At 66.7% G+C, this 26,978-nt stretch carries 30 protein-coding genes; 12 read left to right on the plus strand and 18 right to left on the minus strand.

Translation table 11 applies throughout. The features are described from left to right. The first annotated feature begins 117 nt into the window (after window positions 1-117). The 7 genes from proB to lptG all read left to right on the plus strand — a co-directional run bounded on the left by proB (window position 118) and on the right by lptG (window position 8,171). On the plus strand, window positions 118-1,218 hold the full coding sequence (proB, locus tag ACQHGV_RS10245; protein ID WP_440978121.1) for a glutamate 5-kinase: 1,101 nt from the start codon (window positions 118-120) through the stop codon (window positions 1,216-1,218). Then, the gene (locus tag ACQHGV_RS10250; RefSeq protein WP_440978122.1) at window positions 1,215-2,111 is read left to right on the plus strand and encodes an SDR family oxidoreductase; all 897 of its coding nucleotides are present in this window, start codon (window positions 1,215-1,217) and stop codon (window positions 2,109-2,111) included. The genes proB and ACQHGV_RS10250 overlap by 4 nt, the downstream gene beginning before the upstream one ends. Window positions 2,112-2,181: 70 nt before the next feature. Beyond that, a complete protein-coding gene (locus tag ACQHGV_RS10255; RefSeq protein ID WP_007405408.1) occupies window positions 2,182-2,427 on the plus strand; it encodes an acyl carrier protein in 246 nt (81 codons plus the stop codon). Window positions 2,428-2,455: 28 nt separating this feature from the next. Then, window positions 2,456-3,718 (plus strand): serine palmitoyltransferase, encoded by a 1,263-nt coding sequence (gene spt / locus ACQHGV_RS10260; RefSeq protein ID WP_440978123.1) that lies wholly within the window; start codon window positions 2,456-2,458, stop codon window positions 3,716-3,718. 111 nt (window positions 3,719-3,829) lie between these two features. Further along, window positions 3,830-5,689 carry an ATP-binding protein gene (locus ACQHGV_RS10265; RefSeq protein WP_440980189.1) on the plus strand — a complete coding sequence of 620 codons (1,860 nt, stop codon included), beginning with the start codon at window positions 3,830-3,832 and terminating at the stop codon, window positions 5,687-5,689. Between the two features lie 185 nt (window positions 5,690-5,874). Further along, window positions 5,875-7,074 carry an LPS export ABC transporter permease LptF gene (gene lptF, locus ACQHGV_RS10270; RefSeq protein WP_183951684.1) on the plus strand — a complete coding sequence of 400 codons (1,200 nt, stop codon included), beginning with the start codon at window positions 5,875-5,877 and terminating at the stop codon, window positions 7,072-7,074. Then, window positions 7,071-8,171: an LPS export ABC transporter permease LptG gene (gene lptG, locus ACQHGV_RS10275; RefSeq protein WP_440978124.1), complete on the plus strand. Its 1,101-nt coding sequence runs from the start codon at window positions 7,071-7,073 to the stop codon at window positions 8,169-8,171. The genes lptF and lptG overlap by 4 nt, the downstream gene beginning before the upstream one ends. A 393-nt stretch (window positions 8,172-8,564) precedes the next feature. On the opposite strand, the gene ACQHGV_RS10280 is transcribed toward lptG, so the two are convergent. Then, window positions 8,565-9,659: a fatty acid desaturase family protein gene (locus tag ACQHGV_RS10280; protein ID WP_440978125.1), complete on the minus strand. Its 1,095-nt coding sequence runs from the start codon at window positions 9,657-9,659 to the stop codon at window positions 8,565-8,567. A gap of 134 nt (window positions 9,660-9,793) precedes the next feature. Between ACQHGV_RS10280 and ACQHGV_RS10285 the strand changes: the two genes are divergently transcribed. Then, window positions 9,794-10,945, plus strand: a complete 1,152-nt coding sequence (locus tag ACQHGV_RS10285) for an N-acetyltransferase (RefSeq protein ID WP_183951687.1) — start codon at window positions 9,794-9,796, stop codon at window positions 10,943-10,945. Window positions 10,946-10,995: 50 nt separating this feature from the next. On the opposite strand, the gene ACQHGV_RS10290 is transcribed toward ACQHGV_RS10285, so the two are convergent. The 8 genes from ACQHGV_RS10290 to ACQHGV_RS10325 all read right to left on the minus strand — a co-directional run bounded on the left by ACQHGV_RS10290 (window position 10,996) and on the right by ACQHGV_RS10325 (window position 17,852). Further along, window positions 10,996-11,244 carry a hypothetical protein gene (locus ACQHGV_RS10290; RefSeq protein ID WP_183951688.1) on the minus strand — a complete coding sequence of 83 codons (249 nt, stop codon included), beginning with the start codon at window positions 11,242-11,244 and terminating at the stop codon, window positions 10,996-10,998. Window positions 11,245-11,266: 22 nt separating this feature from the next. Beyond that, the gene (locus ACQHGV_RS10295) at window positions 11,267-11,530 is read right to left on the minus strand and encodes a hypothetical protein (protein WP_183951689.1); all 264 of its coding nucleotides are present in this window, start codon (window positions 11,528-11,530) and stop codon (window positions 11,267-11,269) included. Window positions 11,531-11,894: 364 nt separating this feature from the next. Then, complete coding sequence (gene xth / locus ACQHGV_RS10300) at window positions 11,895-12,671, minus strand: exodeoxyribonuclease III (protein ID WP_440978126.1); 777 nt, start codon at window positions 12,669-12,671, stop codon at window positions 11,895-11,897. Between the two features lies 1 nt (window position 12,672). After that, on the minus strand, window positions 12,673-13,011 hold the full coding sequence (gene erpA, locus ACQHGV_RS10305) for an iron-sulfur cluster insertion protein ErpA (protein WP_183951691.1): 339 nt from the start codon (window positions 13,009-13,011) through the stop codon (window positions 12,673-12,675). A 66-nt stretch (window positions 13,012-13,077) separates the two neighbouring features. Further along, entirely contained in the window at window positions 13,078-13,824 is a 747-nt protein-coding gene (locus ACQHGV_RS10310) for a M23 family metallopeptidase (RefSeq protein ID WP_183951692.1), read from the minus strand. Between the two features lie 87 nt (window positions 13,825-13,911). Continuing rightward, the gene (locus ACQHGV_RS10315; RefSeq protein WP_440978127.1) at window positions 13,912-14,736 is read right to left on the minus strand and encodes a ferritin-like domain-containing protein; all 825 of its coding nucleotides are present in this window, start codon (window positions 14,734-14,736) and stop codon (window positions 13,912-13,914) included. Beyond that, window positions 14,733-15,188: a peroxiredoxin gene (locus ACQHGV_RS10320; RefSeq protein WP_440978128.1), complete on the minus strand. Its 456-nt coding sequence runs from the start codon at window positions 15,186-15,188 to the stop codon at window positions 14,733-14,735. Before ACQHGV_RS10320 ends, ACQHGV_RS10315 begins: the two co-directional genes overlap by 4 nt. Before the next feature lie 3 nt (window positions 15,189-15,191). Then, window positions 15,192-17,852 carry a bifunctional [glutamine synthetase] adenylyltransferase/[glutamine synthetase]-adenylyl-L-tyrosine phosphorylase gene (locus ACQHGV_RS10325; protein WP_440978129.1) on the minus strand — a complete coding sequence of 887 codons (2,661 nt, stop codon included), beginning with the start codon at window positions 17,850-17,852 and terminating at the stop codon, window positions 15,192-15,194. 108 nt (window positions 17,853-17,960) lie between these two features. On the opposite strand from ACQHGV_RS10325, the gene ACQHGV_RS10330 reads away from it, so the two are divergent. Beyond that, window positions 17,961-18,128 carry a hypothetical protein gene (locus ACQHGV_RS10330; RefSeq protein WP_440978130.1) on the plus strand — a complete coding sequence of 56 codons (168 nt, stop codon included), beginning with the start codon at window positions 17,961-17,963 and terminating at the stop codon, window positions 18,126-18,128. Between the two features lie 12 nt (window positions 18,129-18,140). Here ACQHGV_RS10330 and ACQHGV_RS10335 read toward each other — a convergent pair whose 3' ends face one another. The 4 genes from ACQHGV_RS10335 to ACQHGV_RS10350 all read right to left on the minus strand — a co-directional run bounded on the left by ACQHGV_RS10335 (window position 18,141) and on the right by ACQHGV_RS10350 (window position 21,001). Continuing rightward, window positions 18,141-19,184, minus strand: coding sequence for a DUF6624 domain-containing protein (locus ACQHGV_RS10335; protein WP_440978131.1), 1,044 nt, complete (start codon window positions 19,182-19,184; stop codon window positions 18,141-18,143). A 75-nt stretch (window positions 19,185-19,259) separates the two neighbouring features. Then, on the minus strand, window positions 19,260-19,898 hold the full coding sequence (locus tag ACQHGV_RS10340; protein WP_409788111.1) for a sigma-70 family RNA polymerase sigma factor: 639 nt from the start codon (window positions 19,896-19,898) through the stop codon (window positions 19,260-19,262). A 106-nt stretch (window positions 19,899-20,004) separates the two neighbouring features. Next, window positions 20,005-20,142, minus strand: coding sequence for a hypothetical protein (locus ACQHGV_RS10345; RefSeq protein WP_183951701.1), 138 nt, complete (start codon window positions 20,140-20,142; stop codon window positions 20,005-20,007). A gap of 58 nt (window positions 20,143-20,200) precedes the next feature. Further along, entirely contained in the window at window positions 20,201-21,001 is an 801-nt protein-coding gene (locus ACQHGV_RS10350; RefSeq protein WP_183951702.1) for a response regulator, read from the minus strand. 247 nt (window positions 21,002-21,248) lie between these two features. Between ACQHGV_RS10350 and ACQHGV_RS10355 the strand changes: the two genes are divergently transcribed. The 3 genes from ACQHGV_RS10355 (at window position 21,249) to ACQHGV_RS10365 (ending at window position 23,612) form a co-directional block, all read left to right on the plus strand. Then, entirely contained in the window at window positions 21,249-21,419 is a 171-nt protein-coding gene (locus ACQHGV_RS10355) for a NepR family anti-sigma factor (protein ID WP_240456184.1), read from the plus strand. A gap of 11 nt (window positions 21,420-21,430) precedes the next feature. Beyond that, entirely contained in the window at window positions 21,431-23,023 is a 1,593-nt protein-coding gene (locus tag ACQHGV_RS10360; RefSeq protein WP_183951703.1) for a sensor histidine kinase, read from the plus strand. Window positions 23,024-23,477: 454 nt separating this feature from the next. Continuing rightward, on the plus strand, window positions 23,478-23,612 hold the full coding sequence (locus tag ACQHGV_RS10365; protein ID WP_056434194.1) for an entericidin A/B family lipoprotein: 135 nt from the start codon (window positions 23,478-23,480) through the stop codon (window positions 23,610-23,612). 376 nt (window positions 23,613-23,988) lie between these two features. Here the strand turns inward: ACQHGV_RS10365 and tatC are convergent, their stop codons facing one another. The 5 genes from tatC to ACQHGV_RS10390 all read right to left on the minus strand — a co-directional run bounded on the left by tatC (window position 23,989) and on the right by ACQHGV_RS10390 (window position 26,956). Then, on the minus strand, window positions 23,989-24,777 hold the full coding sequence (tatC, locus tag ACQHGV_RS10370) for a twin-arginine translocase subunit TatC (RefSeq protein ID WP_440978132.1): 789 nt from the start codon (window positions 24,775-24,777) through the stop codon (window positions 23,989-23,991). Further along, entirely contained in the window at window positions 24,774-25,229 is a 456-nt protein-coding gene (gene tatB / locus ACQHGV_RS10375) for a Sec-independent protein translocase protein TatB (protein WP_440978133.1), read from the minus strand. Before tatB ends, tatC begins: the two co-directional genes overlap by 4 nt. A 29-nt stretch (window positions 25,230-25,258) precedes the next feature. Then, window positions 25,259-25,495, minus strand: a complete 237-nt coding sequence (locus tag ACQHGV_RS10380) for a Sec-independent protein translocase subunit TatA (RefSeq protein ID WP_007405493.1) — start codon at window positions 25,493-25,495, stop codon at window positions 25,259-25,261. A gap of 139 nt (window positions 25,496-25,634) precedes the next feature. Further along, entirely contained in the window at window positions 25,635-26,237 is a 603-nt protein-coding gene (scpB, locus tag ACQHGV_RS10385; RefSeq protein ID WP_440978134.1) for an SMC-Scp complex subunit ScpB, read from the minus strand. Next, a complete protein-coding gene (locus ACQHGV_RS10390) occupies window positions 26,234-26,956 on the minus strand; it encodes a segregation and condensation protein A (protein WP_183951708.1) in 723 nt (240 codons plus the stop codon). Before ACQHGV_RS10390 ends, scpB begins: the two co-directional genes overlap by 4 nt. Window positions 26,957-26,978: the final 22 nt, after the last annotated feature.

Genomic DNA, 26,978 nt, shown 5'->3' on the forward strand with positions numbered 1-26,978 from the left:
GCCTCTCCCGCTTGCGGGAGGGGAGCGATACTTGACGGGCCGCTCGCCCCAAACACGCCCCTCCCGCAAGCGGGAGGGGATGGGGGAGGGCCGCACGCGGCTGGACCCAACCCTGCAATGATCTTCCCCCCCACCACCTGCCAGCGGCTGATCGTCAAGGTCGGCTCGGCCCTCTTGGTCACACCCGAGGGCGAGGTCCGTCGCGAATGGCTGACCGGTCTCGTCGCCGACATCGCCGCGCGCGTGCGGGACGGCCAGCAGATCGCGATCGTCTCCTCGGGCGCGATCGCACTCGGCGCGCGTCGCCTGGGCCTGCCAAAGGGCGGCCGCGCCAGCCTGGAGGATGCGCAGGCCGCCGCCGCGACCGGGCAGATCGCGCTGAGCCAGGCCTGGGCCGAACTGCTCCACGCCGAAAACCTGACCGCCGCGCAGATGCTGGTGACGCTCGACGATCTGGAGGATCGCCGCCGTTACCTGAACGCCGCCGCGACGCTCGGGCGGCTGCTGGGCCTGGGCGTGGTGCCGGTCATCAACGAGAATGACAGCGTGGCCACGGAAGAAATCCGCTTCGGCGACAATGACCGACTCGCCGCGCGCGTGGGTCAGGCGGCAGGCGCCAACGGCGTGCTGCTGCTATCCGACGTCGATGGCCTGTACGACAGCAACCCCCATACCAACCCCGATGCGCGCCATATCGAGCGGGTCGAGCGAATCGATGCGGTCAGCGGCATGGCCGATGGCGGCTCCGCTTCCGGCATGGGATCGGGCGGCATGGTGTCGAAGATCGCCGCAGCGCGCATCGCGGTAAGCGCTGGCGCGCATCTCGCCATCGCGTCGGGGCGGATCGACCATCCGCTGTCGACCCCGGCCCGCCACACCCTGTTCGTCGCTGAAAAGAGCGCGCCTGCCCGCAAGGCATGGCTGGCGGGCGGCCTGACCGCGCGCGGCGCGATTCACGTCGATGCAGGCGCGGCCAAGGCGCTAGCCGAGGGCAACAGCCTGCTCGCGGCCGGCGCGACCGCCGTGCAGGGCCATTTCGCACGCGGCGATCTCGTCACCGTCGAGGGGCCGAACGGCACCATCGCGCGGGGCCTCAGCGAATATGATTCGACCGAGGCGCGCGCTTTGATCGGCACGCGATCGGACCAGCAGGCCGACATATTGGGTCACGCGCCGCGCGCTGCGCTGATCCACCGCAACCATCTGGCCCTGCTATGATCGTCGCGGTGACGGGGGCGACCGGGTTCGTCGGTCGCGCGGTGGTGGACCGTGCCGCCGGTGCGGGGCTGTCCTTGCGCGCGCTCACCCGCCGCGCCCAGCCGTCGCGCGCCGGCATCACCTGGATCGCGGGTGCGCTCGACAAGCCCGACAGCCTCGCCACGCTGGTCGAAGGGGCCGACGCGGTGCTGCACATTGCGGGCGTGGTGAACGCGCCCGACCGCGACGGCTTCGTCGCGGGCAATATCGACGGCACCCGCGCGATGGTCGCGGCGGCCAAGGCGGCGGGTATCCGACGCTTCGTCCATGTCTCCTCGCTGTCGGCGCGCGAGCCGGAGCTGTCCGTCTATGGCTGGTCCAAACGCCAGGCCGAGGATGTCGTGGCGCAAAGCGGCCTCGACTGGACCATCGTCCGCCCTAGCGGCATCTACGGCCCGCATGACACCGAATGGCTCGACGTGTTCCGCACCGCCAAGCTCGGCCTCGCCTTCATGCCGCCTCCGGGCAAGCTATCACTGATCGCTGTCGAGGATTTCGCGCGATTGCTGACGACGCTCGTCGCGACCGATGGCCCCCGCGCCGTGCTGGAGGTCGATGACGGGCAGGTGCTGACCCATGCCGAACTCGCCGCCGCCATGGGTGCAGCGGTGGGTCGGCGGGTGATGACGCTGCATCTGCCTAAAGCTCTGCTGAGTCTGGGCGCGAAGATCGATCGCAAGTTGCGGGGCAAGGGTGCCAAGCTGACCCCCGACCGGGTCGGCTATCTCTGTCACCCCGACTGGACCGCCGACCCCGCTTTGCGCCCCGACCCCGCGCTATGGGAGCCCGCCATTCCGCTCGCCAAGGGATTGGCCGACACGGCACGGTGGTATCGCGCCAACGGCTTGCTATAGCAGCGAACATATCGCGGCCGAAAAGCCGCCGCATTTGGGTGCCACTGGGCCCCCGACTGAAAGGATCATCATGAGCGACCGCCAAGCCATTTTCGACATCGTCGCGGCCCAGATCGCGCCCTTCAACAAAAAGGGTGTGGAACTGACCGAGGCGACCACCTTCCAGGGCGACCTGGAGTGGGACAGCCTGACCGTGATGGATTTCGTCGCCGCGATCGAGGACGAGTTCGACATCATCATCACGATGAACATGCAGGCCGAGATCGAGAATGTCGGCCAGCTGGTCGACGCGGTCGAAAAGCTGAAGCAAGCCTGATCCCGAAGCGCCCGAGACGGACCCTGCCATGACCGAAGCCGCCGCCCAGCCCCATGCCCTGCCCGCCGATGCGCCGGAAACCGCGCCCGAGCGCGACCTGCTGTCCAAGTTCGACGGCCTGATCGCCGAGCGACAGAAGCTGCTCGATTCAGGCGTCACCGATCCCTTCGCGATCGTGATGGAACAGGTGAAGTCGCCCACCGAAGCCGTGATCCGCGGCAAGGACACGATCCTGCTCGGCACCTACAACTATATGGGCATGACCTTCGACGCGGACGTCATCGCGGCGGGCAAGGACGCGCTGGAGAAGTTCGGCTCGGGCACCAATGGCAGCCGGATGCTCAACGGCACCTTCCATGACCATATGGAAGTCGAACAGGCGCTGCGCGACTTCTACGGCATGACCGGCGCGATCGTGTTCTCGACCGGTTACATGGCGAACCTGGGCATCATCTCGACGCTGGCGGGCAAGGGCGAGTACGTCATCCTCGACGCCGACAGCCATGCGTCGATCTATGACGGTTGCCAGCAGGGCAATGCCGAGATCGTCCGCTTCCGCCACAATTCGGTCGAGGATCTCGACAAGCGGCTGGGCCGCCTGCCGAAGGAACCCGCCAAGCTGGTCGTGCTGGAGGGCGTCTATTCGATGCTGGGCGATATCGCCCCGCTGAAGGAGATGGTCGCCGTCGCCAAGAAGCACGGCGCGATGGTGCTGGTCGACGAGGCGCATTCGATGGGCTTTTTCGGCCCCAACGGGCGCGGCGTGTACGAGGCGCAGGGGCTGGAAGGCCAGGTCGATTTCATCGTCGGCACCTTTTCCAAGTCGGTCGGCACGGTCGGCGGCTTCGTCGTCTCCAACCATCCGAAGTTTGAGGCGGTGCGCCTCGCCTGCCGTCCCTATATCTTCACCGCCTCGCTGCCGCCGTCGGTCGTCGCCACCGCGACCACCTCGATCCGCAAGCTGATGACCGCGCATGACAAGCGCGAGCGGCTGTGGTCGAACGCCCGCGCGCTGCACAGCGGGCTGACGGCGCTGGGCTTCAAGCTGGGGACCGAGCATTGCGACAGCGCGATCGTCGCGGTCATCCTGGAGGATCAGGAGCAGGCGGTCATCATGTGGCAGGCGCTGCTGGACGGTGGTCTGTACGTCAACATGGCGCGCCCCCCGGCGACCCCGGCGGGCACCTATCTGCTGCGCTGTTCGATCTGCGCCGAGCATACGCCCGAACAGATCCGGACGGTGCTGGGCATGTTCCAGGCGGCGGGCAAGGCGGTCGGCGTCATCGGATAAGTCGAAGCCTGCGGCTTTGCATTGTCCGATCGTTGCGATAGCGTCGCGGGCGTGATCGAGCAGCAGGATCTGGGAGGGGTCGGCCGTTGGCGGACCTTCGCACTGATCGCGATGGCGGTGGCCGGCGCGGCGACCCTCGTCCTGCTCATCGTCACGCTGGGCCACGCCAATCACGAACGCGACCGCGCCCTCGAACTGCAAAGCCGCAGCTATGACGTGATGATCCTGGCGCGGACGCTGGCCGGCACGATCGCCCGATCGGAGGCGTCGCTCGGCCGCTACGTCATTTCCGGCGACCGCAAGCTGGGCCAGCTCTATTCGGAGGAATGGTCGCTGGCCGGCGCGCAGCTCGACCGGCTGGACCAGCTGATCGAAAATCCGCGTCAGCAGGCTTTTGTCGACCGCCTCCGTACCGCCTATGATGCGCGGGGCGACGAACTGTCCAGCATCGCGCTATCGACCACCTATCACCGCGACCGTCAGGCCTATTCGCTGTATTATGCGGCGCGGCAGGCCGACGCACTCCTCCAGATCAACCAGACGCTCAACGCGCTGATCGGCGGCGAGCGTACCTTGCTCGAACAGCGCAGCGCGGATGCCAGCGCCACGGTGGAGCGGTCCAACCGACTGGCCGGCGGGCTGGCGCTGTTCGGCGTCGCGCTGGCGATCGGCGGCATCGTCCTTGCCTGGATGATCATCCGCGCCGAAGGCGAGCGCGCCGAAGCCCGTGCCGAGGCGCACGCCGAACGTGCCCGCGCCGAGGAACTGGCCAGCGCGGTCGAGGCCGCGACCGAGGAACTGAAGGTTCAGGAAGCCAAGCTGCGCCAGGTCCAGAAGATGGACGCACTCGGCCAGCTGACCGGCGGCATCGCGCATGACTTCAACAACATGCTGGCGGTTGTGCTCGGCGGGCTCGAACTGGCGAAGCGGGCGCAGGCGCGGGAGGACACCCATCGTCATCTCGACAGCGCGACCGAGGGCGCGCATCGCGCCGCCGCGCTGACCCGCCGCCTGCTGATGTTCAGCCGCGAAGAGGCGCTGACCCCTGAAGCGCTGCATCCCCGCCAGCTGGTGACGGGCATGCGCGACCTGCTCGACCGGACGCTGGGTGACGGGGTGAAGGTGACGGTCGAGGACCGGACCAGCGACTGGACGATCTTCGGCGATCGCACCCAGATGGAAAATGCCATCCTGAACCTCGCGGTCAACGCGCGCGACGCGATGGACGGGCGCGGCGAGCTGACCATCCGTACCGCCGAGGCGCGAGTGACGCCCAACGAACTGCCCCGTGCGGGCGCGGGCGACTATGTCGTGATCTCGGTCGCCGACACCGGCGCGGGCATGACGTCGGAGGTGGCCGAGCGCGTGTTCGAGCCGTTCTTCACCACCAAGCCCGCCGGCAAGGGCACCGGCCTGGGGCTCAGCCAGATTTTTGGGCTGGTCGGCCAGATGGGCGGCGACGTCACCATCCGCACCGCGCCGGGCGCGGGCACGACCGTCCATCTCTATTTCCCGCGCCATGTCGCGACGATGCCCGCCCCCGCCCCCGTCGAGGCGGCCGCGCCCGAGGCGGTGCCGGAGGATGCGGGCGGCCTGCGCATCCTGCTGGTCGAGGATGATCCGCGCGTGCTCGCGGCGACCATGGGGGCTTTGCAGGAGCTGGGGCATGATCCCGTGCCCTGCAACGATCCGCGCGAGGCCGAGGGGCTGCTGGCGCGCCATCCCGGCATACGCCTGATCGTATCGGACGTGCTGATGCCGCACCAGACCGGCCCCGAGCTGATCGCCAGCCTGCGTCCGCGCTATCCGGATGTCGCGGTGCTGTTCGTCACGGGCTTTGCCGGCGACGCGCAGGCGACAGGGTTCGAGGGGCATGAGGTGTTGCGCAAGCCCTTCACGCTGATGGCGCTGGAACGCGCGGTCGCGGCGGCATTGAAGCGAGCCGAAGGGCCGGTTTGCGCGGCGGCTTGAGGTGTGGGCGTGGCCTTCGACCTCGCTCAGGCTGGACGGCTGTTGTATTGAAGGCCTGTGCCCAAACCTCCGTTCAGCCTGAGCGAAGTCGAAGGCCAAGGGAATCCTTCGCAAACAAGGGGTGACGCGCCCTGCCCCGCCTCGTATAGCCATGGCCGTTTTATCGCGCGAGTGATGTCCCCCGCATGAAATCCATCGATCGCTACATGGCCAGGCTGATCGCGTTGCCGCTGTTCGCGACGCTGATCATCGCCGCCATGCTGCTGGTGCTCGACCGCATCCGCCGCCTGTTCGAATTCGTCGCGACCGAGGGCGGACCGATCAGCGTGGTGTGGCGGATGCTCGCCAACCTGCTGCCCGAATATCTGGGTCTCGGCATCCCGATCGGTCTGATGCTGGGCATCCTGCTCGCCTTCCGCCGGCTGGCCACCTCGTCCGAGCTGGACGTGATGCGCGGCGTCGGCATGAGCTATACGCGGCTGCTGCGCGTCCCCTACATGTACGCGATCGTGCTCGCCGCGCTGAATCTGGCGATCGTCGGCTATGTCCAGCCGGTCGCGCGCTATTATTACGAAGGGCTGCGCTACGAGCTGCGCACCGGTGCGCTGGGCGCGTCGATCAAGGTCGGCGAGTTCACGCATCTGGGCGACCGCATGACGCTGCGTATCGAGGAAAGCCGCGACAATGGCCGTGACCTGTCAGGCATCTTCGTCCATGCCAATACGTCGAAGGGCGACTGGATCGGCGTGACGGCCGAGCGCGGGCGCTTCCTGGCGACCGACGATCCCAACGTCATCATCTTCCGCCTGACCAACGGCACGCTGATCCACAATCGGCCCGAATTCCGCGCGCCGCGCGTGCTGACCTTCTCCAGTCATGACCTGCCGATCGACCTGCCCAAGTTCGACAATTTCCGACAGCGCGGCGGCCGTGACCTGGAGTTCACGCTCCCCGAGCTCGCCCGCCACGGGCAGGAGGCGCAAAGCGCGGAGGCGCGCGCCGGCAGCCGGGCCGAATTCCACTTCCGCCTGGTCGAGGTGGTGACGATGTTCCTGCTGCCGCTGCTGGCGGTATCGCTGGGCATACCGCCCAAGCGATCGACCTCGGCGCTGGGCGTGTTCCTGTCGATCGTGATGCTGGTCACCTATCACAAGGTGAACCAATATGCCGCCGACATCGGCGCGCTCGGCCGGGTCGATCCGCTGATCGCGCTATGGGTGCCGTTCGCGATCTTCGCCGGACTGGTATTCTGGATGTATTATGTCACCGCCTATGTGCCCGGTGGCCAGCCGATCGGCGTGCTGGAGCGCGGCTTCGCCAAGCTGGCCAAGCTGATCGGTCGCCTGCTGCCCGGCCGCCGCCGCAAGAAGGCCTATACCGCATGAGCCTGTCGAGCATCTTCCCGTCGCGGACCATCGCCATCTACATGGCCAAGATGTTCCTGCTGCGCACCTTCGCGATCCTGTTCGCGCTGGTCATCGTGTTGCAGGCGCTCGACATCCTGAGCGAGTCCGGATCGATCCTGGCGGCGCCTGGCAATGGCGAGGCGCAGGTGTGGCGCTATGTCTCGCTCCGCGCGCCGCAGATCATCGCCTTCATCCTCCCCTTCTCGGTGCTGCTCGGCACTATCCTGACCTTCTTCACGATGAACCAGAATTCGGAGGTCATCGCGCTGAAGGCCGCCGGTCTCTCGGCGCATCAGGTGCTGGCGCCGCTGCTCGTGGCCAGCGCGGGCGTGGCGGTGCTGAGCTTCGCCTTCAACGATCGGATCGTGCCGCGCGCCACCGCGACGCTGAGCGCGTGGCAAAAGGTCGAATATGGCCCCATCCCGATCGACAGCGGCGACCGCTCCAACGTGTGGGTGCGCGACGGCGACGATCTGATTTCGGTCAATCTCGTGCAGGGGCGCGGCGGCAACACCCAGCTGGGCGGCGTGACGCTGTACGATCGCAAGGGCAGCGGCAGCCTGCAGGCGATCATCCGCGCGCCGCGCGGTCGCCGCTCGGGCGATGGCTGGCAGATCGGCCCCGCCACCCGGTTCGAGGTCGCCTCGGGCAAGCTGACATCGGTTCCGTCGATCATCATCGGGCGCGGCGTGACGCCCGAACAGCTGACGCTCGCCAGCGTCAATGCCGACGGCCTGTCGTTCAAGGGGCTGTCGAACGCGATCGACGACCTGCGCGAGGCGGGGCGGCCGACCAAGACGCTGGAGGGATCGCTTTGGCACAAATTGTCCGCGCCCATGTCGGCGGTGCTGATGCCGCTCTTGGGCGCGGTCGCCGCGTTCGGCATCGCACGCTCGGGCAAGCTGTTCGTCCGCGCCGTGATCGGCATGGCGCTGGGCTTCGCCTTTTTCGTGGCGGACAATTTCTCGATGGCGATGGGCGATCTGGGTGCGTACCCGCCCTTCCTCGCCGCCTGGGCGCCGATCTTGCTGTTCCTGCTGATCGGTGAAGCGGTGCTGTTCCGGACGGAGGAGTGAGGGGGTAAGCCCCGCACGCTGTTTAGCCTGAGCGTCGTCGAAGGCCATCAGGGTGATGCCGGCCTAGCCGCTAGAGCGGGATGACGTCAGTTTGACCCAATCCGTCATTGCGAGCGTAGCGAAGCAATCCAGTGTCCGGGCGAGACGCTCTGGATTGCTTCGCTACGCTCGCAATGACGGATTCATCTCATGTCATCCTTCTCTAGGTTCGCCCGTGCACTTCGACTTCGCTCAGTGTGAACGGGGCGTAGGGTGCTTGGCTAACGCCAAGCCTCGCCCCGAACACCACCCTCCGTTCGCACTGAGCGAAGTCGAAGTGCACGCCCCGGACATCACCTCTTGGCGGCCCGAGTCCCGTGGCCTTCGACTGCGCTCAGGCTGAACGAAGGTGGCTCACTTCCCCCGACGGATCGTGCTCAGGCCGATCTTGGCGACCAGCCCCGGCAGGCCCTTGTAGCTGGCCTTGTGATAGGGCGATTCCGGCGTCACCGCCGCGCTGATCCGGCGATGCGCCTCGCCCAGCGCATGATAGGGCAGCGACGGCAGCAGATGGTGGAGCGCATGATAGCGCAGGCCCACCGGCGCCCACAGGCCCGGTAGCAGCGAGGGCGGCGGGACGTTGACCGAGTCCAGATACTGCGCGGTCACCGTCATCGGCTCGCCGTCATTCTCCCAGAGATGCGCGACCAGCGTGCGAACCTGGTTCAGTACCGCGACGGCCGACCCGATCGCGAAGCCGATCGCAAAACCGCGCAGCGGGATGACGCCGGTCGCGACCATCGCCACCAATGCCATCGCCCAGATCGAGGCGGCCGCATCGGTGCGGTTGAACAGCGTCAGTGCCTCGCCCTCGGGCATGCGGCGACGGAATTGCGGATTGATCGCCAGCGCCGAATAGCGCTCGACCACGATCTTGCGCAGACCCGGTACCACCCAGGACAAGGGCGACAGGATCGCGAACCGGATCAGCAGACCGAGCGGCGCCAGCGCCGACACCAGGATGAACACCGGCAACGTCCATGGCTTCATCAGCGCCAGCGGCAGATATTCGGGATCGTCGGCGGTGCCGTAGCGCGTCTTGGCATGGTGCAGGTTGTGCACGCCCTCATACATGAAGGCCGGGGTCAGCAGCGGCACGCCGACCAGCGCGTTCCAGCCGGTGCGGAAGCCCGGCAGCGCCGAATGCTTCATATGGCTGATCTCATGGATGAACAGCAGCGCGCGGTACAGCGCCAGCACCGACACGACCGACGCCGCGACGATCACGCCCGTAGCCCCCACCGTCACCGCGACGCCGAGCGCGGCATAGCCGAGCAGCGCGCTGCCCACCATGTCCGCCCAATAGAGGCGCGGGCGCGGCGCGATCAGGTCGCGCGTCATCTCGGCGGCGGCACGCAACATCGCCTTGTCGTCCGCAATCGGGACGCGCGCCGCCGGGGCCGCATGGCCCGCCGTCGGGCCGGTTCGGAAAGAAAGCGTCGATTCCATAGGGCTATCCTTTGCTCCCACATAGTGGCGACACGGTGGCATTCCCACGGCCGGGGATGACGGAATCCTCACTCGCTATGATCGACCAAGCCGGTTAGGACGGGGCCATACATCTTTCCCGGACGCGATCACCCATGGCCCTTTCCATTCGCCCCGTCGCCGGCAAGCGCGACCGCAAGACCTTCGTCGACTTCCCCTTCTCGCTCTATGCCGATGATCCGCACTGGGTCCCGCCGCTGAAGGGCGAAGCGCTGGGCCTGATCACGCCGGAGAAGAATGGCTGGTACAGCCATGCCAAGGCGCAGCTGTTCCTGGCGGAGGAGAATGGCACGGTCGTCGGGCGCATTTCGGCGCATCTCGATACGCTGGCGCTGGAAATGGACCCGTCCAAGGGCTTCGGTCCGGGGACCGGCTTTTGGGGCCTGATGGACGCCACGCGCGAGGATGTGTTCCGCGCGCTGCTCGCCAAGGCCGAGGGCTGGCTGCGCGAACAGGGCATGACCCGCGCGATCGGTCCGGTCTCGCAATCGGTGTGGGAAGAGCCCGGCCTGCTGGTCCAGGGCTTCGATCAGGACCCGACGATCATGATGGGCCATGCGCGCCCCGAATATCAGGGCTGGATCGAGGCGGCCGGCTATTCGACGATCAAGCAGCTCTTCACCTATGAGCTGGACATCACGCAGGAATTCCCGCCGATCGTCCAGCGCATCATCAAGTCGGGGGAGAAGAACGAGCGCATCCGCGTGCGCGAGGTGAACAAGGCCAAGTTCGAGGAAGAGGCCGCGATCATCCTGAGCATCCTGAACGATGCCTGGTCCGATAACTGGGGCTTCATCCCGCTGACCCCGCCCGAGATCAAGGATGTTGGCGTCAAGCTGAAGCCGATCGTGTTCAACGACCTGATCCGCATCGCCGAACTGGACGGCAAGCCGGTCGCCTTCATGATCACCCTTCCCGACCTGAACGAGGCGATCAAGCCGTTAAAGGGCAGCCTGCTACCCTTCGGCTGGGCCAAGCTGCTGCTCTGGCTGCGCGCGCCCAAGGTGCGGACGATGCGCGTGCCGCTGATGGGCGTGGTCAAGGAATTGCAGTCGTCGCGCATGGCCAGCCAGCTGGCCTTCATGATGATCGAATATATCCGCCGCGCCTCGGTCACCAAATATGGCGCATCGCGCGGAGAAATCGGCTGGATTCTCGACGACAATCAGGGAATGCGCTCGATTGCCGAGACGATCAACAGCCGGGTCAACAAGACCTACAACGTCTATGCGCGCGATCTGACCTGATGACCCTCACGGGCGGGGCCGCCATGGCGCGGCCCCTGCCCTGTCGGCCCTCACTTCTTCTTCTGGTTGAGATAGTCGAGCGGATCGATATTGCGCCACAGCCACTGGGCGCGCGTCCGGCAGACCTTGCCGCGCAGAATGTGGTCCTCCTCGACATCGTTGAAGCAATAGCGGACCGGCTTGGTCTTGGCTGGGGCGACCGTCGCGACCGCCGCCGTCATGGTGGCGGGCTTGGCCTCGCCGTCGCGGGGCAGAGCGACCGGCTGGCTGAGGGCGGCGAGCATGGCGATGAACATCATGGCGTGTCTCCTGTCCTGCGGCTCAGTTGCGCTTGATCTTTCCGGTCGGCACCGCGCCATCACGCGCGATCCATTCGTCGGCGGTGTGGCAGACCTTCACCGGGATACGCGAACCGGTCAGCCGGTCGACGACGCACAGCCGCGTGGCGGGCGGCAGGCTGGCGATGACGCTGGCGGCATCGACGAAGCGGCCGGCCTGGGGCTGCGGCGCCACCGGTGCGGCGGCCGTCGCCGGGTCCGGCGCGGCGGAGGAAAGGGTCGAGGCGATCAGCAGCGAAATCAGCATGGTGGTAACTCCCTTTTGCGTCGGAGCCTGTCCGACAGGTGCGTTACTGCATTAGTCATGCCATACAGTTAGGACGCTGTATTTGCGTGATTTTCGCTTTTTAGAGGGTGGTGAGATCACCCAATCATTGGGTTGTTGCGCCAATGATGGGCGGATGACCCGAACGGCCGGGCTACCAACGACGGCATTTTTCAATGCCGTGGAGGTTTCAGACCTGAGGTCGGATATTGGATCGGCGCTTCAAAGCCCCTCTCCTTCAGGGGAGGGGTTGGGGTGGGGCCTCACCATAAGCCACAAGCTGGTGGAAGCGCCCCACCCCCGGCCCCTCCCCTAAAGGGGAGGGATGAGTACACGCCTAAGCCCCTCAGGCGTCGCGCAATTTCACCCAGGTCGGTGCATGGTCGCTGGCCTTTTCCCGCCCGCGATAGCTTTTGTCGACACCGGTATCGACCAGCTTGTCCGCCGCCTGCGGGCTGAGCAGCAGGTGATCGATCCGGAACCCGGCATCACGCTGCCAGGAGCCCGCCTGATAGTCCCAGAAGGTCCACACCCCGCCCTTGGGCGCGCGGGTGCGCAGCGAGTCGGTCCACCCCTGCGCCAGCAGCCGGCGATAAGCCTGACGGCTCTCGGGCTGCATCAGCGCATCGCTGGCCATGGCGGGCACCGAGAAGGTGTCGTCGTCATGGGGAATGACGTTATAATCGCCCGCCAGCACCGCCGGCACTTCCTCCGCCAGCAATTCGCGTGCCCGCGCCGCCAGCCGTTCCATCCAGCGCAGCTTGTAATCGAACTTCGGGCCGGGACAGGGATTGCCATTGGGCAGATAGAGCGAGGCCACGACCAGGCCGTTGACCTCACATTCGAGATAGCGGCTATGCTCGTCCTCGATCTCGCCGGCGAGACCGCGCTGCCGCTCGACTGGCTGGGTGCCGCGCGCCAATACGGCGACGCCGTTCCAACTCTTCTGGCCGTGCCAGACGACGCCGTATCCCGCCGCCTCGATGTCCGCCGCCGGGAAGGTCTCGTCGCTGGTCTTCAGTTCCTGAAGACAGACGATATCGGCATCCGCCTCTGCCAGATATTCGAGCAGGCGCGGCAGACGGGCCTTGATCCCGTTGATGTTGTAGGTGGTGATCTTCACGTCAGACCGCGAAGCTGGTGCCGCAACCGCAGCCCGAAGCCGCGTTGGGATTGGTCACGCGGAAGGCAGCGCCGCCCAGCGATTCGACATAATCGACCTGCGCGCCGCGAACGAGGTCCAGGCTGATGCTGTCGACGACCAGCCGGACGCCATCGGTCTCGGCGATCATGTCGTCATCGGCGGGCGTGTCGGCCAGCCCGAATTTATATTGAAAGCCCGAACAGCCGCCGCCTTCGACCGAGAGACGCAGGATGGCGGGCTTGTTCTGCCGCTCGGCAATCGCCGCGACGCGAGCCGCAGCGGCCGGGGTCAGCGCGATTTCGGAAATGCTGGTGGCCATATGGCTCAGATAGGCGCGGGCGCGGCGGGCGGCAATCCCATGCGCCAGCCTGGACTGGTGCCGCGATCAGTCCTGCGCGGCGGGGCCGTCGGTCGAGACCGGGATCTGGTGGATGCTGTGGTCCTGCGACGCCATCAGATAGTCGCCGGTGGTCAGGAACGGCACGGGATTGACGGCATGGCCGTCCATGCGGACCTCATAATGGAGGTGCGAGCCAGTCGAACGGCCGGTCGAGCCCATCAGCGCGATCAACTGTCCGCGCGTCACCTTGGCGCCATCGGCCACCAGCAGCTTCGACAGATGGCCATAGCGGGTCGCGATGCCCTTGCCATGGTTGATCTCGACCAGGTTGCCATAGCCGCCCTGCCAGCCCGAATGGCTGACGATGCCGTCGGCGGTGGCGTAGATGGGGGTGCCGATGGGGCCGGGAATGTCGACGCCGGCATGCATCGCGGCGGTGCCGCGGAACGGGTCGGAGCGGATGCCGAAATTGCTGGTGAACTGGAGCTTGTCGACCGGCTGGACCGAGGGAATGGCGATCACGCCCTTCTGGACCCCGTCCATCTTCTTCCAACTTTGGAACAGCGTGCGGAACTGCTGGTCGGCGCGGAAGTCGGCGGATGCCTCGGTGCTGCTGGCGGGGATGAACTCGCCGCCGACCGCTGCCGAGCCCTGATGCGGCGCCTTGGGGGCCGGTGCGGGCGAGGAGGCCGCGAATGCGCCCTGCGTGCCCAGGCCGATAATGGCAGTGGTGAAACAGAGAGTCCGAAGACGCGAGGCAATCGATTTACCCGAAATCACAAGCTGCTTCATCGAACCCCGACACCTTGCTGCCGAGCGCCCCCACAGTCGGGATTGCCGGCTTTCGTCCATCCAATCCTGTTTCGCAGCCCCACCGCGTTACAGACGGTCAGCTTGTGCCTGTTCGGGTTCCATGTCGGCAAGAGGCGCATAGAAGTCTCGCGTCAAACCGGCTGTCGCGCGCGCCGAGTCGTTGAACGGTGGCTTAACGACGCCCCGGAAATGGCGGCGGACCAGCATCCGCCACTGTTCCGCCGGGTCGATGTCCTGCCCGGCGGCCAGATAGCCGAACCATTTCGCGCCGAATCCGACATGGCGAATCTCGTCGGTATAGATGCGGTGGAGGATGCGCGCCGAGGCTTCGTCGCCCCCCGCCTTGAAGCGGGCCACCGTTTCGGGCGTCACGTCCAGCCCGCGCGCCTCCAAGACCATCGGCACGACGGCCAGCCGCGCCATGGCGTCATGCGCGGTTTCCTCCGCCGCTTCCCACAGGCCGGCATGGGCGGGCAACTCGCCATAACCCGACCCCAGCGTGCGCAGCCGCCGGTGGAGCACGGCGAAATGCATCGCCTCATCGGCGCCGACCGAAATCCAGTCGTCAACGAAGGTGCGCGGGAATTGCGCGCCGAATCGCCCGGCGGCATCGAAGGCCAGGTCGATCGCGGCGAACTCGATATGCGCCAGCGCATGGAGGAGCGCGATCCGTCCCTTTTCCGATCCCCCGCGTCCGCGCTTGGGCATGCGGTTGGGGGGCAGCAATTCGGGACGCGCGGGCCGTCCCGGCGCATCGGGCATGGCCGTGTCGAATTCATGCGCCAGCGTGCCACGCCGCCAGGCGCGCGCGACCGCCCGCGCCCGCCGGACCTTGGTCAGCGGATCGCTCTCGCGCAGAACGTCCGCGCAGGCCTGGGCGATCGTCGTCAAAGCGTGCGCGCCGCCTCCAGCACGGCTTGCGCATGGCCGGGCACCTTCACCTTGCGCCAGCTGGTCGCCAACCGGCCTTCGCGATCGAACAGGAAGGTCGCGCGCTCGATGCCCATATAGGTCTTGCCGTACAGCTTCTTCTCGCCCCAGACGCCGAACGCCTCGCACGCCGCACCATCCTCGTCGCTGGCGAGCTCGACCGTCAGGTCATATTTCGCCGCGAACTTCTGATGCTTGGCGGGGCTGTCCTTGGAAATGCCGATGACCCGCACGCCCGCCGCGCGGAAATCCCCCGCCAGCGCGGTGAAGTCCTGCGCCTCGCGCGTGCAGCCGCTGGTGTCGTCCTTGGGGTAGAAATAGACGACGAGCGGCCCCGCCAGATCGCCGAGTGCCAGCGCGCCGCCATCCGGGGTCGTCACCGTCACCGCCGGGATCGCATCACCCTGTTCCATCGCTCACTCTCCTTGCCAGACCCGCGTCACCTCCTGTCGCGTCGCTTCCAGCGTTTCAACCACCGCGTCCCAGTCGGCCACGCCCATGGCGCGTGCGATCAGCGGGCGGGTGGCCGGTGCCGGCTCCTGCCCATCGGGGATCAGCAGGCGGAAGGCGACGAGCGCGCGAGTCAGCACGTCATGCGCCTGCGCCATGCCAGCGGGCATCAGCCCTCGCTCGACCAGCAGCGCGATGGCACGTCCCAGATCGGGGTCGAACCCGGTCCGCGCGATCAGTTGGGTCCGGTGCACCGCGAACTCCAGATCGACCAGACCACCGGGCAGCAGCTTGACGTCGAGCGGCCCCTGCGGCGGCTTGTGCCGCGCCATCTCGGCCCGCATCTCGCCCGCTTCGGTCGCGATGTCGCGGGGCGGGCGGGCGCCGTCCAGCACCTCGGCGATGATCGCGGCGACCGAGGCCCGCGCCCGTTCCGACCCGAAGACCGGCCGTGCGCGGGTGAGTGCCATATGCTCCCAAGTCCAGGCGTCTTCGCGTTGATAACGTGCGAAACTCTCGATCGACACGACCAGCGGACCTTGCGTGCCCGAGGGCCGCAGTCGGGTGTCGACCGGATAGAGCGGCCCCGCCTGGGTCGGCACCGACAGCGCCGCCGTCACCCGCTGCGCCAGACGATTGTAATAAAGCGTCGCGCCGAGCGGCTTGGGGCCATCGGACTCGGCCGCAAAATCGCCAGTGAACAGATAGACGAGGTCGAGGTCGGAGGCGTGGGTCAGCGCCGCGCCGCCCATCCGGCCGAGCGCCAGGATGATCAGCTCGCTGTTGGGCACCCGGCCATGCGCGGCGGTGAATTCCTCGACCGTCGCCTGCGCCAGCACGCCGATCGCCGCCTCCGCCACCCGCGCATAGCCGCCCGCCACCTCCAGCGGATCGGCGCGCCCCGCCACGATCTGTGCGCCCAGCGCGAAGCGGAGCTCGCCGACCACCCGGCGGACATGGTCGAGCCGGTCCTGATAATCCTGCCCCGCCTCGCCACCGCGCATCGCCCGATCGAGGAAGCGGACCGCCGGCAAGGGCTCGAAAGCGGAGGCGTCGATCAACCCGTCAAGCAACGCGGGACGCCGCGCCAGTTCGGCGGCGAGTGGCGCGGCGTGGCTGAGGATCGCGACCGTCAGATGCGCCAGCGCGGGCCGCGCTTCCAGCAGGCGGAAGATGTTGATCGCACTCGTGATCCGCTCGAACAGCGAATCGAGCTTCAGCAGCGCGGCATCGGGATCGGGGGCCTCCCCCAACGCCTCGACCAGGGTCGGCAGGACGGCATCCAGCGCCTCGCGCGCCGCCGCGCTGCGCAGCGCGGGGTAATCGCCGCCACGCCAGGCCGCGATCCGCCGCGCCGCCGCCTCGATGTCTCGCAGCCCCGCCGCCTCCAGTCGCGCGTGGAGCAACACCGGATCATGCGGCAGGCGCGGCCGCTCATCGGCGTCGAGCGCGTCATAGAGCCGACCGACCTGCTCGGTCACCGGTGCCAGCATCGCCACCAACGCCGCGCCGTCCGCCATCCCGTGCAGATGCGCAACCCGGTCCAGCCCGTCGCCCTTGGGCAGCTGGTGAGTCTGGCGATCGTCGATCATCTGCACCCGGTGCTCGATGGTGCGCAGCGTCTCATAGGCCGCGCAGAGCGCCGCCGCATCGCCCGCATCGATCCGCCCGGCCTCGGCCAGCCGGGTCAGCGCGTCGCGCGTCGCCGGCACCCGTAGCGCCGGGTCACGGCCGCCATGGATCAGCTGGTGGATCTGCGCGAAGAACTCGATCTCGCGAATGCCGCCGCGCCCGCGCTTCAGGTCATAGCCCGGCCCCAGCGCCTGGCCCTGTGCATGATGGTCGCGGATGCGCCGGGTCAGGTCGCGGATTTCGCCGACCGCGCCGAAGTCGAGCGCACGTCGCCAGACGAAAGGCCGGATCGCATCGAGGAACCGCTGCCCGAGCGCCATATCCCCCGCCGCCGCGCGCGCCTTGATGAAGGCCGCGCGCTCCCAGGTCAGCGCCTGGCTCTCATAATAGGCGATCGCGCCTTCGACGGGAATCGCGATCGGCGTCGCCTCGGGCGAGGGCCGCAGTCGCAAGTCGACGCGCAGCACATAGCCCTCGCCGTCACGCGCCTGGAGCAGTTCGACCACCCGCTTGCCGATCCGCACCGCTGCGTCCTCGGGCTCCTCGCGCGGACGGCGCGGCAAGGTCAGCGGATCGAAGATCAGGATGGGATCGATGTCCGAGGAATAATTGAGCTCGCGACTGCCCTGCTTGCCCAGTGCGATCGCGGCGAAACCGACCGGCTCGGCATCGGGCGTGCGCTCCAGGATCGCGGCGCGGATCGCCCGGTCGAGCGCGGCATCGGCGAAGTCGGTCAGCCGCCGCGTCACCGCCGTCAGGTCATAGACCCTCGACAAATCCCCCAGCGCCACCGTCAACGCCAAGGCCCGCCGTTCGCGCCGCAGGGCCACGCCCGTCGGCAGATCGGGGTCGAGCAGCGGCGGATCGGGCAAGCGCCCCTCCCGCGCCGCCGCCTCGATCCCCGGCTCCCGGTCGAGCAGCATCCCCAGGAAAGGCGAATAGGCGCGCGCGCGGGTGACGGCGTCGATCAGGGCGGTAGGGGGCGTGGCGATCATTGCCCATTCCTAATCGGCCGACGCGCGCAGGACAAAGGCTTTAGAAAGGCTTAATACCACCGCTTCATAATTTTAGAAACTTGTCAATCCCTCACCCGTTATAGAAACATGATGAGCACCGAACACGGCAACAGCGACGTCCATATCGTCCGCGCGCCACAGCGCACGGACAATATCGGCTGCGCGCTGCGTTCGGCGTTCTCGCGCCCGCTGCGCCTGCCCGATCAATGGGTAAAGTTGCTGGCGCGACTGGATCGGCGGTCGCGGCCTTCCTGACGTCAGCTTTGCCTAGGATTGGGCGGAGCAGGACCCCGAATGGGTATCCATCATCGCGATATAGCTCGCCAGGGGTGGCAGCCCTACCTCCGCCCGCCGCAGATCGACCGATCCGCTATCTTCAAGGGGTTGGGGGGTGCGCTTGCCCTTGGCACACATCGCCTGTGTCCCATAACGCTGCTTGCCCGTGATCTTCAGCATGATGCGATCGTACAGATACGCGTACTTATCCTTCGCCACCTCGCCACTCGCCAGCAGCGGTTCCATCGCGCGCAACACGCGTAGCTGGAGCGCCGGATCGGCATCGGCATGTTGGGCCAGCAGCCAGGCCGCAGCCGCTCCGGCCTCGCCGACCTCGGACTGCTTCGGCCACCCCTTCTCGGCGATCAGCGATTTGAGCCATTCGCCATTCCGATAATCCTCCACGGCCGCGATGATCGAGATGCGTGACAGGATCACGGCACGGACATCGTCGGAAACCCGTGGAGCGTCGGCCATATCGGCGTCACCCCAAGTCATGGCATAACGCAGCATCTGTTCCGCCACCGGGCGCGCCGCCAGCAGATCATGCAAGGCGGACGTGCGCGACGCGCTCGATGCCTTCGCGGTGTTCACCGCCAGCAAATAGGTATCGGCGAGCGGCGCTGCCTTTTCGACCGAACGCTGGAACGCGTCGAACGTCCGCCAGTACGTGACATCCGGTGCCGACGTGACCTGAGCACATAACGGATTGCGAATGGTCGTATTGTTCAGCTCGGGATCGGTGATGCCCAGCGCGCGAAGTTCGGCACGTATTTCGGCCAGGTCGGACGCGTAACACGCCATAATCCATGCTTGAATCGCGGCAGCTTGCGCCTTCTCCTCGGGCGACGCGTCTGCAAACCGCCCCTTCATCCATCCGTAATCGCCCGGTTCGAAGCGATCGCCCTTGATATAGGGTTTCAAAACGTCCGGCACCGGCGGCGTTGCCGCCATCGTCAGGAAGGCCGCAAGGGTGAGGGTCAATATCCGCATGGCGCGATCGGGCAGGATCTCGCGCCACCTGTCAACGCGCATCCGGCCATGACAAAACAGCCGCCCCGATCGATACCGGGGCGGCCGCTGGAGAAGATCAATAATGACGGGAGACTGTTAGCGCCCGCCGCTCAACTGGTCGACATCGCCCATGATGCTGTCCAGCGCGGTCTTGCTGCTGTCCGTTTCATGCAGACGGCGCGAGGGCAGCGACCCTTCGGTCAGAATCGCCTCCAGCGCGACGCGGCCGCGTGCGACGCGGCTCTTGATCGTACCGACCGCGACGTTGCAGATTTCGGCGGCTTCCTCATAGGCGAAGCCGCCCGCGCCGACGAGGATCAGCGCCTCGCGCTGTGGCTGGGGCAGATGCATCAGCGCACGCTGCATATCGCCGAGCTCGACATGGCGGTCCTGGCTGGCGGGCGCCGCGAGGATGCGGTCGGCGACCAGATCGTCCCACTCGCCCTTGAAGCGCGCGCGGCGCATCTGCGAGAGATAGAGGTTGCGCAGGATGATGAAGGTCCAGGCGCGCATGTTGGTGCCCGCCTGGAAGCGCTTGCGCGCTGCCCAGGCCTTCAGCAGCGTCTCCTGAACCAGATCGTCGGCCAGATCGCGGCTGCCCGACAGCGAGCGGCCAAAGGCGCGAAGATGGGGAATGACACGCGCCAGCTCGGACTTGAACTCGGAATCGGGCAGGGCGACGTGCTCGACGGGTGCGTCGGCCTCGATTTCGTCCCGCGTCAGTGGCTGCGTCATGAAAATCCGATCGTCGGAGTCGACCGTCCCGGCGGTCGGCTCAAAATGTAAGACGGCTGAATGGCATTGGCCAGCCAAGCCCGAGATTTATTCAAGGCTCCCTGCGTCAGCGCAGCACCAGATAGGCAAAGATCACGATCACCAGCACCAACGATATGGGCAGGATGTACCGCGTGACGTGCGGCGTCGATCCTGCCCGGGCGTCCTGCTTGCTGACATGGATGGGTTTCTGGGGATCAACCATGTCAGCCTAACGCCTCCAAACCGTTTTGGGTCCGTAACCGAAATTCTTTTGCCCGTGCTTACTCCGCCGGGACCGTGCTCTGATCGAAGAACAGCGCCTGGCTGATCGCCGCCTTCACCGTCGACCGCTGGAACGGCTTGGTGATCAGGAAGGTCGGCTCGGGCCGCTCGCCGGTCAGCAGACGCTCGGGGAAGGCGGTGATGAAGATCACCGGCACCTCGAACTCGGCCAGGATGTCCTTGACCGCATCGATGCCCGAGCTGTCGTCGGCCAGCTGGATGTCGGCGAGCACCAGGCCCGGACGATCCTCCATCGCCAGCGCGACCGCCTCGTCGCGGGTCACGGCGACGCCGGTCACTTCATGGCCCAGGTCGCGCACGATCGTCTCGATATCCATCGCGATGATCGGCTCGTCCTCGATGATCAGCACGCGCGCACGGGTCTGCTTCTCGATCTCGGCCAGCGCCTCGGAGACGAGGTTCTCGACCTCGCTCGGCTCGACGTCGATCAGATAGGCCGCGTCCTCGGGGGTGAAGCCTTCCATCGCGGTCAGCAGCAGCGCTTGGCGCGACAGCGGCGTCATCCGGGCCAGACGCGCGCGTGCCACGCCCTCGTTGCCGTCGGCATCGACGCCGTCATTGTCCAGCTCGTCATAATTGGCCGACGACCAGATGCCCTGGAACATGCGGTACAGGCCAAGACGCGGATCGACGTCGCGCGGGAACTGGTCCGGTGCCGCGACGATCGCCTCCAGCGTCGCGCGAACATATTTGTCGCCGTGCATCTGGCTGCCGGTCAGGGCCCGGCCATAGCGCCGCAGAAAGGGAAGATGGGGCGCAAGCTGCTGTCCAAGCGACATGGGTAATAATCACTCCCTGAGGTGTTCGCGGGTACTCATGTGCTGGGCCCCGCAGCCGTTTTCAATGCCGTTACCGGAAATCCCGAATGCGGCGCCGTGAGCGATCACACCCATATGGAATTTTCGTATCTCTGCGGGAACCAACAAGATCGAATTTGGTTTCATCGGCACATCAACTATGGCTTTGGCGTTTCGCCGACGGCGGCGCCCGGGCCTGCCATTGCGTCGGTTGCCCCGCTAGTGGGTCATGCAGGGGGATATTTTGAGTTTGGGCAACAAGACGAAGAAGACGCCTTCCCCGACGCCGCAAAAGGGTGTGGAGAAAGATGCGGGCTCGGCCCTGCGCCAAGCGTATCAGAAGACCGTCGACGAACAAATCCCAGACGAGATGCTTGACCTTCTCAGCAAGCTGGACTGACGTCCGGCTGCATGGACAGCACGCCTCCCCAATCCGCTGATGTCGAACCGACCGAGCGCGTCCGCCCCCCCTCCCCGCGGCTGACCACCGGCGCCCGATTGGTGCTGGTTCTCGGCAGCACCCTGTTTGTGCTGGCCGCGATCGCGGTTTTCGCCACCTTGCAGACGACCCGTCTCGCCGACAGCGAGGCGAGCGGTCGACTGCGCATCGCCGCCAACGAAGACGCGCGCGCCATCGCCACCGAGCTGATGGGTGACATGACCGCGCTGCGCGTCGCGGTCCGCGCGCTCGGGCAGGACCCGCTCGACGCCCCCAGCTGTGCACGCGCGCAGGGCGTCTTCGCCCAGCAGTCGATGACCGGCGCGCGCTTCCTGATCACCGACCGCGCCGGACGCACGCTGTGCGGCGATCCGCTGCCCGCCGCGCTGCCGACGCCTGTCGACGGGTCGCCGATCGGCGCGGACCTGTTGCCCGGCCAGGGGCTCGTCCTCTCGGTCGCCAGCCATGACGGCCGTGCGCAGGCGCGCGCCTTCTTCCCGCTGGCCTTCCTCCGCTCGCTGGTCGACCAGAACAGCCACAGCACGCCGATCGAAAGCGTGATGGAGCTGGACGGCGAATCACTCTCGATCGAAAGGCTCGCAAGCCAGGGTCCGCTGGAGCGGATGAAGACGATGCGCACCGAACTCGGCGTCGCCGGGCTGGTGTTGCGCACCTCGGCACCCAGCGCCCCGATCACCTCCTCGCTGATCGTCGCGCTCGCGCTGCCGCTGCTGATGTGGCTGGCCGCCGTGCTGATCGGCTGGATCGTCGTCGATCGCCTGCTGATCCGCCCCTTGCGTCAGCTGCGCGGCATCGTCGCCGCCTATCAGCCGGGCGAGACGCTCGACATCTCGCAGGTCGAGGCCGCGCCCGCGCAGGAAATCCGCGATCTCGCCGAAACCTTCGAAGCGATCACCCAGACCGTCGCCACGCACGAGGCCGGGCTGGCCGACGGCCTGGTCCGCCAGACCAAGCTGACGCGCGAAGTCCATCACCGCGTGAAGAACAATCTTCAGGTCATCTCCAGCCTGATCAACTTCCACGCGCGCGGCGCGACCGGTCCCGAGGCGATGGCCGCCTATTCCTCGATCCAGCGGCGCGTCGATGCGCTGGCGGTCGTCCACCGCCATCATTTCGCCGAGCTTGAGGACAATCGCGGGCTGAACCTGCGGACGATGATCGGCGAACTGGCCGCCAATATCCGCGCCACCGCGCCCGAGGGCGCCTCGGGCATCGGCATCTCGCTCGACGTCGCGCCGCTGCTCGTCAACCAGGACGTCGCGGTCGCGGTCGCCTTCCTGGTCACCGAGACGCTGGAGCTGGCGATGAACTGCGATCCCGCCGCACAGATCCGCGTCGCGATCAAGCCGGCCGAGGATGAAGGCCGCGCGGTCGTTCGCGTCGTATCGCGCGCACTGGTCGAAACCGATCGACTGCGCGAGCTGATCGGCAAGCGCTATGGCCGCGTGATGGAAGGATTGGCCCGCCAGCTGCGCGCGCCGCTGCATCACGATCCGCTGACCGGCGCCTATGAGATCGCGATTTCGATCGTCGGACGCGATTGACCGCCTGGGGCGGATCGACACTCGGGCCGCCCCTCTTATCTTTCCTTCCCCGTAAGGGGGTTATCGGAAGGCGTGTGAGAGGTATCCCCCTCGTGAGTGCGGCCGATCTCTTAAACGCCCCCGTCAGACCTGTCGGCCTGCCACCTCCCCTTGCCTGGGGCGAAACGGGTGAACGTCAGCCCTATCTGCCTCCACGAAAAAGATTCGCAGTTGCGCAAATTCGCTGGAACCCATGCCCGCGCAGTGGGTTTTGATCTTCGGATAGCGAACTTATGCCCCCCCGCTCTCGCTGTCCAAGACATAGGCCTGGAAGCATCCACCCTCCCCCCCCCGGTGATGCTTCCAGGCCTTAATCATTTCTCCCCACATCGCCGCACTTGTCCGTGACACAGCCGGAACGAAACCGTTTGCCGTGCATTCGGCAGGGACGAGTTTTGTCAAAAGGAGACACGGAATGCGCAAGCTCATGGGTCTGGCCATCGTCGCCGGCGCGCTGCTGGTCAGCGCTTGCAACACGGTCGAGGGCGTTGGCCGCGACGTCAGCTCGGCTGGCAACACGGTCGCCAAGACGGCCAACGACGCCAAGTAAGCCCGTCACCCGGCTGAATGCGTTTCAAAGGCTCCGGCAGTTTCCGCCGGGGCCTTTTTCGCGTCTTGGCATGCGGGGATTCCCTTGGCCTTCGACTTCGCTCAGGTTGAACGGCGGTGGGGGATCGAGGCCAACTACAATGCCCGTCCAGGCTGATCAGCGGTGGAGGATCGGGGCCAGCTACACGCCCATTCAGGCTGAACGGCGGTGGAGGATCGGGGCCAGCTACACGCCCATTCAGGCTGAACGGCGGTGGAGGATCGGGGCCAGCTCCAACGTCCGTTCAGCCTGAGCGAAGTCGAAGGCCACGCCCCGCCCCAACGAAAAAGGGCCCCGGCTTTCGCCGAGGCCCCTTCAACCCAACCCACAAACCCGATCACGCGACCGCGTCAGCGTCCGCCTCTTCCGTGTCGACCTGCTTCGCCCGACTGCGTTCGGTAAACCAGATGCCGATGATCGCCAGTTCGTAGAGGATGATCAGCGGCACCGCGAGCAGCACCTGCGACATCAGGTCGGGCGGGGTCAGCACCGCCGCGATCGCGGTCGCCGCCACGATCGCATAGCGCCGTGCGCCGATCAGCTGCTTGCGGGTGACGATCCCGGCCCGCTCCAGCAGCATCAGCAGCACCGGCAGCAGGAAGGCCAGACCGAAGGCGAACAGGAACTGCATCACGAAGGACAGGTAGTTGCCGATCGCCGGCAGCGCCTCGCGCTTCACGCCGCCGACCATGCCGTCAAAGCCCAGCAGGAAGTGCAGCGCCATCGGGATGGCGATATAATAGGCCATCGCCGCGCCCATCAGGAACAGCACCGGCGTCGCCAACAGGAAGGGCAGCAGCGCCTTCTTTTCCTTGCGGTACAGCCCCGGCGCCACGAACTGCCAGAGCTGATTGGCGATCACCGGAAAGGCGATCATCATCGCGGCGAAGAAGGCGACCTTCACCTGAACGAAGAACGCCTCGAAAATCTCGGTATAAATGACGGTGCCCTGCCCCGCCGCCAATAGCGGCTTGGCCAGGAAGCCGAAAATCGCCTCCGAGAAGTACATCGACACGCCAAAGGCGATGCCGATCGCGACGATGCAATAGAGCAGCCGCCGACGCAGCTCGATCAGATGTTCGAGCAAAGGCGCGCGGCTGGCGTCGATTTCGTCATGCTCGCTCACGATGCGGCGCCCTCATTGGGGCGGGGCGTGTGAGGATCGACCGGCGCGGGGCCGACGACGGGCTTTTCGACCATCATCGGTCGGTCGCTCTGATCGTCATGCTGCGTAGCGGTCGCCGAGCCATGGTCCGGCGAATGATCGACCAAAGCCGGCGAGGTCGGGGTCGGGGTCGGGGTCGGGGCCGGCGCCGGATCGTTCACCGCCGGGGGCGCATCGGCGGCATGCTCGCGCATGATCCGCTCATTCTCCGCCGCCCAGCGCTTCTCCATCTCCTCCAGTTCGGCCTCGCGCACCATATTGTCGAAGCCCTGGCGGAACTGGCGCGAGACGCCACGCGCCTTGCCCACCCAGTAACCGACGACGCGCATCGCCTTGGGCAGGTCCTTGGGACCGATGACGACGAGCGCCACGATGGCGACGAGCAGGAACTCGCTCGAGTCGATGTTGAACATGGAAATCCGGTGCTAGCTGGGAAACCGGATCAGCGATCGTCGCGCACGCGCTCGCCATCGCGGTCGAAGGCGGGCTCGGCCGACTTCTGCGCCTCGATACGGGCGGAGGGCTTGGCAGGCTTTTCGTCTTCCTCGGCCATGCCCTTCTTGAAGTTCTTCACGCCCTTGGCGACATCGCCCATCAGGTTCGAGAAGCGGCCGCCGCCGAGCAGCAGGATGGCGACGATGGCGAGGACAAGAAGGTGGATCGGGCTGAAGCTGCCCATGGCACGTCTCCTGGGAATCTATGGTCTATCTAGGCCTTGGCATCGCCAGCGGCAATGGTCGAGCGATGCGGACGAGCCCCGATCAGGGATGCGGAGCCGTGCCTGCGCATTGTGACGTAGCGGTGACGCAAAGGAAAGCTCATTCGCCGTCCGACGCCGCCGATGCCGCGTTATCCGCCTCGTCATCCAGTTTTTCGAGAGCGAGGTCGACCGGATCGAGCAGCCCGGCGGCGCGCAGGTCTTCCAGCCCCGGCAGGTCGCGGCGGCTGGTCAGCCCGAAATGCTGGAGGAAGGCGGGCGTCGTCGCATAGATCAGCGGCCGCCCCGGCACCTCGCGGCGGCCGGCGGGGCGGACCCATCCCGCCTCCATCAACACGTCGAGCGTGCCCTTGGAGATGGCGACGCCGCGGATCGCCTCGATCTCGGCGCGGCTGACGGGTTCGTGATAGGCGATGATCGCCAGCGTCTCGATCCCGGCGCGCGACAGGCGGCGCGCTTCTTCGCGATCACGGCGCAGCAGATGCGCCAGATCGGGCGCGGTCTGGAAATGCCAGCGATCGCCGCGCCGGACGAGCGCGATGCCCCGGCCGCGATACTGCGCCTCCAACATGTCGAGTGCGGCGCGGATGGCGGCATTGTCGGTATCCGCGACATAGGCGCGGATCGAATCGATCCCCATCGGCTCGGTCGAGGCGAACAGCACGGCCTCGACCGCGCGGACTATCGGGTCGATCTCGCTCATGCCGGCTGACGCACGAACAGCGGCGCGAAGGGTTCGGCCTGTCGCAGTTCGACCTTGCCCTGCCGCGCCAGTTCCAGCACCGCCAGGAAACTGGAGGCGAGCGCCGAGCGCCGCAGCCGCTCGCTGCCATCGGGCAGGAAGGTCTCGATCGCCGACCAGTCGACGCGGGCTCCCACCAGCATCGACACCCGCTCCAGCGCGGCCTCCAGCGTCATCACCTGTCGATCGGCGACGACATGCATGACCGGGCGGGTGCGTGCGTTGATCCGGCCATAAGCGGAGATCAGGTCATAGAGTTCGGCCTGCCACAGCGCCTTGCGCTGCACGGCCAGCCCCTCGGGCGCGCCGCGTGCGAAGACATCGCGACCCAGCCGATCTCGCGCCATCAGCCGCGCGCCCGCCTCGCGCATCGCCGCCAGCCGTTCGAGCCGGAGTTGCAGGCGCAGCGCCAGTTCCTCGGGGTCGGGCTCCTCCTCGGGCTGACGCGGCAGCAGCAGCGCGGATTTGAGATAGGCGAGCCATGCCGCCATCACGAGATAATCGGCCGCCAGCTCCAGCTGCATCCGCCCCGCGCGGTCGACGAAGCGGAGATATTGCTCGACCAGCGCGAGGATCGAAATCTGGCGCAGATCGACCTTTTGCGACCGGGCCAGCGACAGCAGAAGATCGAGCGGCCCCTCCCACCCGTCCAGATCAAGCGTCAGCTGTTCCCCCGTCATCGCCGCGCAGCTTAGCGACGAT

The sequence above is a fragment of the Sphingomonas pseudosanguinis genome, assembly GCF_052056765.1.
GTDB lineage: Bacteria > Pseudomonadota > Alphaproteobacteria > Sphingomonadales > Sphingomonadaceae > Sphingomonas > Sphingomonas pseudosanguinis.